The 12,023-nt window shown below is 47.9% G+C and carries 14 protein-coding genes; 8 read left to right on the top strand and 6 right to left on the bottom strand.

The features are described from left to right. Window positions 1-88 precede the first annotated feature (88 nt). From MHM89_RS14065 to MHM89_RS14055, 3 genes are read left to right on the top strand one after another with little or no spacing between them, the layout of a single operon-like run. Window positions 89-1,108, top strand: a complete 1,020-nt coding sequence (locus MHM89_RS14065; protein WP_138510617.1) for a phospholipase — start codon at window positions 89-91, stop codon at window positions 1,106-1,108. Further along, on the top strand, window positions 1,108-2,295 hold the full coding sequence (locus MHM89_RS14060; RefSeq protein ID WP_239409060.1) for a peptidylprolyl isomerase: 1,188 nt from the start codon (window positions 1,108-1,110) through the stop codon (window positions 2,293-2,295). The genes MHM89_RS14065 and MHM89_RS14060 overlap by 1 nt, the downstream gene beginning before the upstream one ends. After that, window positions 2,292-2,807, top strand: coding sequence for a hypothetical protein (locus tag MHM89_RS14055; protein WP_052698238.1), 516 nt, complete (start codon window positions 2,292-2,294; stop codon window positions 2,805-2,807). Before MHM89_RS14060 ends, MHM89_RS14055 begins: the two co-directional genes overlap by 4 nt. On the opposite strand, the gene MHM89_RS14050 is transcribed toward MHM89_RS14055, so the two are convergent. The 3 genes from MHM89_RS14050 to MHM89_RS14040 form a co-directional block, all read right to left on the bottom strand. Beyond that, complete coding sequence (locus MHM89_RS14050; RefSeq protein ID WP_045979830.1) at window positions 2,793-3,269, bottom strand: NYN domain-containing protein; 477 nt, start codon at window positions 3,267-3,269, stop codon at window positions 2,793-2,795. The two genes, MHM89_RS14055 and MHM89_RS14050, sit on opposite strands and share 15 nt — an antisense overlap. A gap of 9 nt (window positions 3,270-3,278) precedes the next feature. Further along, window positions 3,279-3,623 carry a hypothetical protein gene (locus MHM89_RS14045; RefSeq protein ID WP_239409059.1) on the bottom strand — a complete coding sequence of 115 codons (345 nt, stop codon included), beginning with the start codon at window positions 3,621-3,623 and terminating at the stop codon, window positions 3,279-3,281. Window positions 3,624-3,687: 64 nt separating this feature from the next. Beyond that, window positions 3,688-4,134, bottom strand: coding sequence for an Hsp20 family protein (locus MHM89_RS14040; protein ID WP_022946406.1), 447 nt, complete (start codon window positions 4,132-4,134; stop codon window positions 3,688-3,690). A gap of 218 nt (window positions 4,135-4,352) precedes the next feature. On the opposite strand from MHM89_RS14040, the gene MHM89_RS14035 reads away from it, so the two are divergent. The 5 genes from MHM89_RS14035 (at window position 4,353) to MHM89_RS14015 (ending at window position 8,620) form a co-directional block, all read left to right on the top strand. After that, on the top strand, window positions 4,353-4,841 hold the full coding sequence (locus tag MHM89_RS14035; protein ID WP_026111316.1) for a TlpA disulfide reductase family protein: 489 nt from the start codon (window positions 4,353-4,355) through the stop codon (window positions 4,839-4,841). 203 nt (window positions 4,842-5,044) lie between these two features. Further along, window positions 5,045-5,887 carry a galactose oxidase gene (locus MHM89_RS14030; RefSeq protein ID WP_343224230.1) on the top strand — a complete coding sequence of 281 codons (843 nt, stop codon included), beginning with the start codon at window positions 5,045-5,047 and terminating at the stop codon, window positions 5,885-5,887. A gap of 9 nt (window positions 5,888-5,896) precedes the next feature. Beyond that, the gene (locus tag MHM89_RS14025) at window positions 5,897-6,175 is read left to right on the top strand and encodes a peptidylprolyl isomerase (RefSeq protein WP_022946409.1); all 279 of its coding nucleotides are present in this window, start codon (window positions 5,897-5,899) and stop codon (window positions 6,173-6,175) included. A 101-nt stretch (window positions 6,176-6,276) separates the two neighbouring features. Then, window positions 6,277-6,543, top strand: coding sequence for a GrxA family glutaredoxin (locus MHM89_RS14020; protein ID WP_022946410.1), 267 nt, complete (start codon window positions 6,277-6,279; stop codon window positions 6,541-6,543). Between the two features lie 304 nt (window positions 6,544-6,847). Beyond that, on the top strand, window positions 6,848-8,620 hold the full coding sequence (locus tag MHM89_RS14015) for a DEAD/DEAH box helicase (RefSeq protein WP_152441031.1): 1,773 nt from the start codon (window positions 6,848-6,850) through the stop codon (window positions 8,618-8,620). 72 nt (window positions 8,621-8,692) lie between these two features. On the opposite strand, the gene MHM89_RS14010 is transcribed toward MHM89_RS14015, so the two are convergent. From MHM89_RS14010 to fadR, 3 genes are all read right to left on the bottom strand, one after another. Then, entirely contained in the window at window positions 8,693-9,925 is a 1,233-nt protein-coding gene (locus tag MHM89_RS14010) for an ectonucleotide pyrophosphatase/phosphodiesterase (RefSeq protein WP_022946412.1), read from the bottom strand. Window positions 9,926-10,082: 157 nt separating this feature from the next. Then, a complete protein-coding gene (locus MHM89_RS14005) occupies window positions 10,083-10,688 on the bottom strand; it encodes a peroxiredoxin C (protein ID WP_022946413.1) in 606 nt (201 codons plus the stop codon). Between the two features lie 280 nt (window positions 10,689-10,968). Then, window positions 10,969-11,682, bottom strand: coding sequence for a fatty acid metabolism transcriptional regulator FadR (fadR, locus tag MHM89_RS14000; RefSeq protein ID WP_022945083.1), 714 nt, complete (start codon window positions 11,680-11,682; stop codon window positions 10,969-10,971). Window positions 11,683-12,023 lie beyond the last annotated feature (341 nt).

The following is a 12,023-nucleotide window of genomic DNA, read 5'->3' as shown; positions in this document are numbered from 1 at the left end:
AAAATAGATCAAATAATTAACCTTTATGTAACCTCAATGTAAGACGTTCCCATTTTAATACACTTACCATTTAAAAAACGGGAACATTATGAAAAAACAACACCTTATTGCCGCACTGCTGATAGCAAGTGCGGCCACCAGCCAAGCACATGCTTTTAGCCAAGAGACTCATAAGCGTATCGTTATCGATGCCGTTGCTTATATGCAGCAGAATCCGAATACCACAGCCTATGCTGAGCTTGAGCAGTATGCACAACAAAACAATATGTCGGTAGACATTCTCGCCGATTTACTGGGCCAGTCAGCTTATGATGTGGATGACTTTGAAGATACCTTCTTTTGCGGTGCAATAACCGGGTCGTGCGTACAAGCGCCACTTTGGGGTGCTGCGAAAAGCATCGTTAAATACACCAGTTATTGGCACTTTCAAAATCACAGCCAAGGTGCCGACGTGCATGGCAATGATTTTGGTGGCTACAATTATCAAAAGCTCACGGTCTGGGGCGATGTAGATAAACTAGCCGCCACATGGCTCAAGGGGGACTACCTCGATGATGGTCAAGGTGGTGAGACCGGTTGGTTCAATGCCGACAGTAGCAAATACAATAGCTATGGCGTCACCGAGCGCAACTACCGTATCGGTAGCCACTCGCAATACAGCATGTACGATGACTTTGAGGATATGCCCTTCCAACCTTTAGATAACTTGGGCCAGTACTGGTATCAAAGCTACCTGCAAAGCGGCAACCCACAGGTGCTGGGATTTGTCTTTCACACCACAGACTTATTGCAACCACACCATACGTGGACAACCTCAGCACTTAACCACTCTAGTTGGGAGGGTTGGGTAAAAGACTACTATGACCAAGAGCAGCTCAATGATATGAGCCTAGTGCGTGATGCCATGGATAGCTTTAGCGCCCTTGACCCACAACAACAAGATATTCGCCCACTCCTCACGCAAGGGGGGGCGTTTAGTTACGCTCAAGGCGGCATCGTACTTAACTCTGAAGATCACTACGATCGGGTCAACACCGGACGCCTTGTTATTCCTCATGCTATTGCCATGGTCGTGCACCTGCTTAACCATGCCATGGAGCAGCGTTAATGGGGTTCAGGATTTTTATCTGGATAGGCCTTATTGGCCTATCTTTTTCGTCATTCTCGCAACTGCCGAGCAATGCTGAAGTGCGCTTTATGCGCACTGTATACCAACAACACAGTGCCGATTTAGCGGCGCACACCCGTCAAAGGTTGGTGGAGAATGCTTTTTTGCTACACCAAGCACATCAGCGTTTTCCATCATTAGTGGTTCGCCAAGCTACCGTGGGCTTCAACAATCACTATCATGTGCGCCGCTACTTACTGAGCGCTTGGCAGGCTCAAGGCTGGTTAGACGACAATGCCATAGCGCCGTTGGCGCTTAACCCTGCTTACAATGATGATTGGTTACGCCGCACACTGGGGAACTACCCGGCCGATGGTGCACTCAATCAAGCCACCGTGAATAAGCTCGCAGGCATCAAGCTACTGGATGCCACGGCATTATCTAACACCTTGAACATGGCAGATTTTTACCAGAGCATGTCGATGCAGATAAAATATAAGTTGCATCAAGGTGACATGTCCGTATTTCATAGCGAGTTGCAACGTTGGCATCGATTTCGTCAAAGCGCCCTATTGGTGAGCCCTCTGCTCAAGAGCCATCAGCTCAGCCTTGAGCGCCTACAAGACATCGCTTTGGCAGATATTCTTCGCCCTAGCCTATTAACCGAGCTCGGCGTACAACAAACCATGCACGGCAGCAGCGGTGAGCTGGAGCGCCTCAAACAGGACATCAAAGAGCAAGATATCGTTGCCTATTATGAGCGTCACCGCGAGCGCTTTCGCTATATTGCCAAAGTACGAGCTTACGGTGTTCAGTTTGATCAGCATGAGCAAGCGCAAAAGTTCTATCAACAAGCCAAAAGTCAGGGTTTTATTAGCGCAATGGGCGACAAAGAAAACGTATTCGGCAAACAAAATAGCGTATTAAGTCGCGATAACGACAGCGCCCCGGTATTTGCCAAGCAACTGGCATTCACGTTGCCAACAGATACCTTATCGCGCCCAGTACGCACGCCTGAAAACAAGTGGCTAGTACTAATGAGTACGGAAAAAGCCTATGAATACTATGCTAAAAACAGCGAAACGGTGCGTTACCAAGCCATTGAGGCACTCGCTAAGGAGCAGGCACAGCAGAACTATGAAGCACAATTTAAGGCGTGGCGCGCGCACATGGAGGCAGCCGGATGAAACGAGTCACAGTGCTTTTAATACTGCTTATAGGCGCTCTAGCCTGGTATTTGAGCGCCGATGTTGGGGCTATCAAAGCCCGCAGCGACTCGCCCACCTTGCTGTCAGTGCGTGATACCCCCGCAGTGGCAGCCGAAGAGGCAGTCTCTGCTCGCCAGAGTAAAACACAGTATTCGCAAGCCGTTGACGCCCCTAAACAGATAAGCGCTCAAACGCCTATCACAGAGCCGCAATATGTGCCTCCTATCGCCAAAGACCGGCAACAAGACGACGCTTATCAAGGTGATTTGCACGATCACCAAGCTTATCAGCGCTACCAGCAGCGCCAACACAACGACTTTAAACGCGCCTATATCAGTGCCGCAAAAGATAAAGTTGCGCTCCTTAAAACTTGGCTAGCGCGGGGAGAGCGAGAAGGCATCTCGCCGGAACAGCTGCAGTTTGCTCGGGATAAAATTGCCGCCTTAGAGCAAGCCAAGCAACAGTTGGAAGAGCAATTAGCCCAACAATAGCGTATCGTCTATAGCGCGGAAATGGCTGGCGGCATTGATCAAGGATGTCGCCGTCAACGGCGCACAACTGTACACTTCGACGCGCTTATTACGTTCATGACGTAGCTTGGCGACGAGCATATCGAAATCACCGTCACCAGAGAGTAAAATGGTGGTATCCGTCTGCGTTCCATGCTCCATAGCATCAAGGGTGATACCCACATCCCAATCGCCTTTAGCCGAACCATCAGCACGCTGAATATAGGGTTTCAGCTTGACCTCAAAGCCAATGGCTCGGAGGATATTTTGGAATTCTCGTTGTTTGCTATCGCCACGATCAATGGCATAAGCGATGGCGGTAACTATTTCGTACTTAGCGCTTACCTCGCGCCAAAAGGCGTTGTAGTCAAAATTGCGCGCAAAGCTCTCACGGCAGGTGTAATAAATATTTTGTACATCTACAAAAATGGCCGCTGTAGGCATAGATCCTCTCTAAAAGTGGCTTAATCGCCGTGCCCAGTTACCATTGTGGCCTACTTTGCACTGCTGTTCAGTGTCGTAGACTATCTGTTTTTTCGGGTTGTGCATAGCTAAGTCCTCGGCCTTGAGCACCGCCATCAACTGCGCTTCCAATTGCGGGCGCATTTGTGAGCCTAAAAAGGAACGCAACTGCTCATCGGTGGCGAACACCACGACTACTTTGAGGTTATCGGCTCGCTGCCAATCTATAACGTGGGTCAGCCACGCAAAACCTGACAACGGCTCACAATGTTCATTACAAAAGCGGGTCAGCGCTTTGCGCAGTGTGTTGTCTTTTTTCTTATCAGTTTTACGCATCGGTTTATCCACACAAAAACGCCGCCCGGTTGGGCGGCGTAAACACAGGGAGAATGACTAGAAATTATTTGCTCTCAAGCAAATTGCCAGAGCCTATTTCAATTTTACGTGGCTTCAAGGCTTCAGGGATCTCTCGCTCTAGGTCAATGACTAGGAGCCCGTTTTCAAGCCCTGCGCCGAGCACTTTAACATGGTCGCCAAGCTGGAACTTACGTTCGAAGTTGCGCTCAGCAATACCTTGATGAATGAATTTTCGCTCTTGCTTGTCGTCTTTGTCAGCCTTAATACCGGCGACTTTCAGAGTATTGTTCTCTGACTCAATACTCAGCTCATCTTCGCTGAATCCAGCCACCGCCATGGTGATACGATACTGGTCTTTACCCAATGCCTCGATGTTGTAAGGTGGGTAGCTTGGCTGCTTATCGGTGCGTGCCGCCGCATCCATAAGTGATGCAAGGTGGTCAAAACCGATGAATGAACGATATAGTGGTGATAAATCTACTGTACGCATAATGATATCCTCATAATTAAGCGATATTAGTTGCTACTTTTCACGATGAACAAGTAACATTTACGTTTTAAATCAATAAGTTTACTTAGTTTGGGACCCTTTCCGGCGTCCTCACTAACTGATGTATGGACAGCGTCTTTATTTTCAAGAAAAAGATGCAAAATTTTTTCTGCCACTATCCGGTCTAATTTATTAAGCCTATGAATTTTAAGTTAAATATGAAAAAAATTTTATTGCAGATTATTGTTATTGCGATCGTTTTCTTTGCTGTCAGCGCATTTCAACAGCGCAATCTGCTAAGTACCGATCACACCCCCGCGCCTTACTTTGCCTTAACACAACTCAATGAACAGGGGCGATACAGCATCAAAGAACTCCAGGGGCAAACCACCGTGGTATACTTTTTTGCGCCATGGTGCTCTATCTGCAAGGTGTCCATGCCTAACTTACAATCGGCAATGGATGATGGCGACATTAACGCTGTGGCCGTTGCCCTTGATTATCAAAGTGAGCAACAAGTACAAGATTTTGTCGCTGACCTCTCTTTATCCATGCCCATACTTTTAGGTAGCGCACAAACCGCTAAGCAATATAAAATATCTGCATTCCCAACCTATTATGTTATTGATGAATCACTGCGCATAACTGCCCGCTCTATGGGCTACTCCAGTGAATTAGGCATAAAATACCGAGGTAGAGATGAATAAACGACATTGCTTTGTCGCGGCGCTGAGCATGCTCTGCGCGCCAACGTGGGCCACAAAAACCCTGCCAGCGTTACCCGAGCCAGTGACCAATAATGCGGTCGCCCAAGTGACAACGGAACAAGGGCCTTATTTTATTAGCTTCATGGGGTTAGGTGCTGGGAAAAGTCATGAGGACGTGCACAATAAAGTGTGGGCATTAAAAATTGGCCAGGGGCAATGGCAAGGCCAAAAAAAGTGTTCCCGCCAGTACCGAGTTAAAAGGCCGGTTGGCAGCGACTGCTGTGGGAGTGGGCCCATACGCTTATGTTTTTGGTGGCTATACCGTGGCCGACGATCACAGTGAAATTTCAGCGCCCGACGCCTATCGTTTTGATGTGCTAACCAACAGCTACCAGCGCCTCGCCGATATGCCCGTGCCTGTCGATGATAGCGTTGCGTTGAATTACCAAGACAAGTTTATCTACTTGATCAGTGGCTGGCACAATGATGGCAACGTGAACTTAGTACAAGTCTATGATATTGCTAATAATACTTGGCAACAAGCGTCGCCTTTTTTAGGCGAGCCAGTATTTGGTCACGCCGGTGCAATTAAAGGTAATATCATGGTGGTGTGTGATGGCGTAAAAACCGTTGCTTATATTGATAAACGCCGAGGCTTCGATGGCAAAGCCCAATGTTTTAAAGGGATCATCCACCCCGACAAGCCAACAAAAATTGATTGGCGTATGATTAGCCACCCCACCGGCAAGAGTCATTATCGTATGGCAGCGGGAACAATCAATGGCCAGCTGGTGTTTATGGCGGGCTCCCCTAACCCTTATAACTACAACGGTATCGGCTATAATGGTAAACCCAGTTCGCCGTCAAATCAGGTATGGCGTTTCGATACTGATACTAATCGTTGGCAACGTTTAGAGCATGCCCAACAGGGCACCATGGACCACCGGGGTTTACTGAGTCACCAAGGCACCGCCTATCGCATTGGCGGCATGGGCGAAAAGCAAAAGGTGCTCGACGTGGTCACCCCTTATCGATATTCATTTTAGGACGCAGTTATGGCAAAAGCGTGTGCATATCACATATTAGTGAAGAGCAAAGAAGAGTGCTTGGCTATCAAAGCCAAGTTAGACAAAGGCGGCGACTTTAATAAACTCGCGAAACAATACTCCACTTGTCCATCAAAGAAACGTGGCGGCGATTTGGGTGAATTTCAGCGCGGCACTATGGTCAAAGCCTTTGACGATGTGGTGTTTAAAAAGCCGCTATTGGAAGTACACGGGCCGGTGAAAACCAAGTTTGGTTACCACCTAATTAAAACCGTTTATCGTAGTTAATCGCTTTTAGCGAATATAGAAATCGTTTTTGCTTATTTTACCCCGGCGACGAACCTCGCTACACTGCAAACCTAACGTTTTTAACTGCACTGGAGAGAATTATGCTAACTGTTATTTTTGGCCGTGAAGGGTGCCCTTTCTGCGTACGCGCAAAAGATGTTGCCGAGCAACTGACGCAAAGCCGCGATGATTTCAAATACCGCTATATCGATATCGTTAAAGAAGGGATCAGCAAAGCGGATTTAGAAAAATCAGCCGGCAAACCATGTGAAACAGTGCCGCAGATCTTTATCGATCAGGCGCACATTGGTGGGTTTACTGAGTTCGAAGCTTACGCGAAAGAAAATTTAGGTCTATACCAAGACTAATACGATAAAAAAGCCGGGATCATACTCGGCTTTTTTTTTGCCCCCTGTGCGCCATTTTCGAGCTGACAAACTCTCTTTGGCCCGTCAGTTTTAATGCGTTTATAGCAACAAAACAGGCTGAGTACACACGCGTTAAACCGTTAAATTTACGTGATTTCTCCGTAACTAAATCTAAGCGCAACGAACACCACTGGTTAAATTTCATACAAAACCAAGTACATAGGAAATAGTTGTAATTTATACAAGCAATTACTGCTTCATTCCTGTACAATGCGCGCCTCTTTGAATTCCCTGAGGCGTTTTAATGTCAGAACCAGTCACCTTTGAGTCGTTACACCTTTCTCCTGCTACTTTAAAAGCAGTGAGCGAATTGGGTTATGAGACTCCTTCCGAGATCCAAGCTCAATGTATTCCTCTTTTACTCGACAAAAAGGACGTATTGGGAATGGCACAAACAGGCACGGGTAAAACCGCCGCCTTTGCCTTACCATTGTTGAATAACTTGGATGCGGATGCGAAATATCCGCAAGTGCTTGTGCTTACTCCCACCCGTGAACTCGCAATCCAGGTTGCAGAAGCATTCGAGCAATACGCAAAATTTACTAAGGGCGTAGAAGTGCTCGCGCTTTACGGCGGCCAAAGCTACGGTATTCAGCTCAGCGCCCTACGTCGCGGTGCGCAAATCATTGTCGCGACTCCGGGTCGTCTACTTGATCACATCAGTCGTAAATCTATCGACCTATCACGCTTAAGTGCATTGGTATTGGATGAAGCCGACGAAATGCTACGCATGGGCTTTATTGATGATGTGGAAAGCATCATGGCGCAAACACCAGAAGACAAGCAAACTTGTTTGTTCTCGGCGACCATGCCAAAACAGATTCAGTCTATTTGCAAAACCTATTTGCAAGACGCAGAGCAAGTGCGTATTACGCCACGCAACAGCACAGTATCCACTATCGAGCAAGTGTACTGGCAAGCGCGTGTACACAAAAACAAAGCCATTGTGCGCTTTTTAGAAGCCGAAGACTTTGATGCTGCCATTGTATTTGTGCGTACTCGTAACGACACTGTGCAGTTGGCTGAGCTCCTTGAGCGCGAAGGCTTCTCTGCCGCACCATTAAACGGTGATATGAACCAGCAGGCGCGTGAGCGCACCGTTGACCGCCTTAAAAATGGTTTACTTGATATTGTTATAGCTACCGACGTGGCAGCACGAGGCCTAGATGTTGAACGCATCAGCCTAGTGGTTAACTATGATATCCCACAAGACAGCGAAGCCTATGTACACCGTATCGGTCGTACTGGCCGTGCAGGTCGTCAAGGTAAAGCTATTTTGTTCGTTAAGGGCAATGAGCGTTACCTACTTAAGAACATTATGCGCCACACCAAGAGCGACATCGCTCAGGTAGAACTGCCGAGCGCTAAAGTCGTTGAGCAAAAGCGTATTGATGGTCTAGAGAAGAAAGTGGCTGCTGCGCTGGAGCACAAAGACAGTGAGTTCTTTGCGCAAGTAGCCAATACCCTAGGTAACAAGTTGCAATTGAGCCAAGGTGACTTAGCCGCCGCGCTACTTTATCTGGCACAGCAACAGTCGCCGTTGAAGGTCGAGGAAATCAAAGCGAAGGAACGTCCAGAGCGTGGTGAACGCAGTGAGCGCAAAGGCGATCGTCGTCGCGACGGTGATAAACCTCGCCGCGAGCGTCGTGATGCTAACACGCCAATGGATACGTACCGTATTGAGGTGGGTCGCGAGCACGGCGTACAAGTGAAAAATATCGTCGGTGCCATTGCTAATGAAGCGGATATCTCCAGCAAGTTTATTGGCGACATTCGTTTATTTGACGCTCATAGTACCGTTGAGCTACCAAAAGGTATGCCTGAGGACAAGCTGGCGCACTTCCAAAAAGTGTATATCTGCAAGCGTCCTATGAAGCTGACACTTAGCCAAAGCGAAGCACGTGCACCACGTGAGGCACGTGAACCACGAGGTGAAGGCAAAAAGCGCAGTTTCCGCGACCCTAACGCTAAAGGCCGTGGCCAGCGTAAAGAGCGCAAAGCAGTGAGCTTTCAATAAGCCTTCAATGACATAAAAAAACCGCCGTTATGGCGGTTTTTTTATGTCTGGATTTCAGCCCAGCAACAACCCCTAGTTGCTGCGCGTGTCAGGCTCGCGCTTTGGCGGTGACAACAAGGCTGGCCACAAGGTAGCACCGTCACTGTCGATGGGGGTCAGTATCTCTAAGCCGAGGATATGTGCCACCATAGGGTAAATATCAAGATTACGCACCTGCGCCAGCGTTTTTCCTTGGTGGAAACTTGGGCCCACGGCTAAGAACACAGCATCCATATTGTCATCGTCGATAAAACCATGGGTGCCCAGATAGTGATGATCTGGCTGCGTAAAGACCACCGGTGGGCGCGTTTGCAGCACAATATCAGCCTGTCTCGGCCCCATAGTGACACCATACTGAGCCAGTTGCTCCTTACTCATCACCTGATATTGATCCGCCGCCTGCTTGTGCAGTCGCTCTCGCAGTGCCTGCAAAGCGCGCGTAGACGCTTGATGTTGATAAATAGCCACCCGGGTGCCAGAGTTAATCACTTTAAACCCATCATCGATGTTGAGCGATGCTAAAGGAATACCAGCATCGGGGTTTACTTCGCTCATGCCATGATCAGAGACCACAATCAGGTTCACCTTGGTGTCTAACTCGGTATTTATTCTGCGCCACAGCTCACCAATAAGGCGATCGATTCCTAAGGCTCCTGCTTTGGTTTGCGGCGCGTTGGGCCCATACTTGTGGCCGAGGCTATCCACCTCAGAAAAGTAGCTCATAATGAGTTTGGGGCGCTGCTGCTTGGGTAACTTAAGCCATTGAATGATTTGCTCTACGCGATGGGACTGCTTGCCATGGCTAGAATACGGATAAAAGTAAGACGCAGTGCGGCCATTGAAACGCGCATCCGATTCTGGCCAGTAATAGGTAGCGGCTTTCACCCCTTGTAGCTCAGCTAAATTCCACAGTGGCGTGCCTGACACCCAGCTGGTATCGGCCTGCCCTTTACCCATGGCATAGCACTGTTGCCGCTGTTTATCACAAAAACGGTTACCCACGATACCATGGTGACTGGGCAGCAGACCTGTGGCGATGCTGATGTGGTTGGGGAAAGTTTTACTCGGATAAACCGTTTTCATGCGCAGCGCCCGCACTCCTTGACGGCTTAATTTAGCTAGCGCCGGAGTATCGAAATGCTCAATGTAGTCATGACGAAAACCATCGATGGAAATGATCACCGTGGCGGGATTTTGAGTAGCCGATTGGCCGTAAGCCGCCCCACTACAAAACAGAATGAGCATCATAGAAAATACTGCGCGCATGTCACATATCCTTGTTATAAAAACTAAAATCTTAGTTGAGAAGAATGAAGTTATGATGAAGGTACCGATTTTAGTTATTGTAGTACAGGCTTACAGCTATTTTCAGGCATAAAAAAACCGCGCTAAAGCGCGGTTTTTCTTGAAACCTGGGGTCGACTTATAGGTCGCCTTCGTTTTCAGATAGGAACTTAGCAACACCTTCAGGGCTTGCGTCCATACCTTTTTTACCTTCAGTCCAGCCAGCAGGACATACTTCACCGTGCTCGCTGTGGAACGCTAGAGCGTCAACCATGCGCAGCATCTCGTCGATGTTACGGCCTAGTGGTAGGTCGTTAACTACTTGGTGACGTACTGTGCCTTCCTCGTCGATTAGGAAAGAACCACGGAAAGCAACGCCCGCTTCTGGGTGCTCTACGTCGAACGCTTGACAGATTTCGTGCTTCACGTCAGCAACAAGGTCATATTTAACTTTACCGATACCGCCGTCAGCAACGGCAGTGTTACGCCATGCGTTGTGTGAGAACTGAGAATCGATAGAAACACCGATTACTTCAACACCACGCTTTTGGAACTCTTCATAGCGCTTGTCGAAAGCAATAAGTTCAGAAGGACAAACGAATGTGAAATCAAGTGGGTAGAAAAAGATAACCGCTTTCTTTCCTTTGATTTTTTCGTGTAGGTTGTAGTCTTCAACGATCTCGCCGTTACCTAGCACTGCAGCTGCTGTGAAATCTGGTGCCTTGCGGCCTACTAATACACCCATTGTAATCTCCAATAGTTTGAGTTTATCGTTAACACAGTGGCTTTGACGGCAAATGCGACAAAGCATTTTATGTATGTGCAACTAAATATAGTGACGAAAAAGCAAAAACCAACCCCATCACGCAAAATTCACGTTGCACCTAATTCTGCGCAATATGGTACTGACCCTGTGCGCAAAAGAACAATCGCATTTAGCGATAGCTATCATCGATAAAACTGATTGACACCAACGCCTTTGCCTTGGGCACAAAAAAGCCCGCTAGTGCGGGCTTTTAGGTTACTTAATCCATAATATCTTCGGGCATATTGCCACGAATCTCTTGCCATATTTGGCCACTCTTATGGCCGTAGCGACGCATCAGGGCGATTGCGCCATCGTGGTCTTGCTGCTCGGCAAGCTCGGCTAAGTCTGAATAGAACTGACGCGCCAGCTCTCGAGTACGCGGGTCAGAGAAATAGTGGCAGCCAATTTTAGAGTAAAAACCTTTAAAGCCATTTAAAATCAATACATAGATTTTATTGTTCCCTGCTCCTGCCAATTGGTGATGGACAAGGTAATCATAATCAGCGAAGGCCTGCGCTGTGTCTTCTACAGTTTCTCTATCTGCAACAATTTCTTTTACACGTTCTGGGTCTATTTTAATCGCTGCGCGCATGTAAATGGCGCTGATGTTCGTACGCGCAGAAAGCAGCTGATCAGTCAGCTCTGGCATTTTGTCTTCATCAAGACGGGCCAAGGTCTCAAGAATGTTCAACCCTGAGGTTTCCCAAAAGTTGTTCACGCGCGTGGGCTTGCCATGCTGAATGGTCAGCCAGCCATCGCGGGCTAGGCGTTGTAATACCTCACGCAAGGTAGTGCGAGTGACGCCAATCAGTTCCGATAGCTCACGCTCAGCTGGAAGAATTGAGCCAGGCGGAAACTCGCCATTCCAGATGGACTCAACTATGTACTCCTCAGCAAATCCAGCTGGGCTTTTGGCTTTGAATATTCTCATCTAACGTCCACTTCACTACTAAAAATATTATTATTGATCTTAACATACTGATTGTACCAGATGCGAAGCAACTAACAAGCACACTCGCCCAGTCACGGTTTTGCAGTTGCCATTGCAAATGAGGACATTCGGCAGGATGTGATTTGTATTATAGAGTAACCCTAATACAGAACCCTTATTTATAGATGTTAGAAGTTCGAGTTGCAGGAGCCTCTGGCTGAATGAGCGCTAACAAAAAGCGATTGAAAATGTGCTGAAGAAGTTTGTTTGATGGTTTCTATGTTGTGTAATTAACATATGCGGGGGAGACTGCCTTGCGCTAGTAGCGATCTCAAGGCCAA

Source organism: Pseudoalteromonas sp. CNC9-20, from assembly GCF_022347875.1.
Lineage (GTDB): Bacteria > Pseudomonadota > Gammaproteobacteria > Enterobacterales > Alteromonadaceae > Pseudoalteromonas > Pseudoalteromonas ruthenica.
The sequence above is the reverse complement of the archived record's forward strand: the minus strand, read 5'-3'. Positions and strand labels throughout refer to the sequence as shown.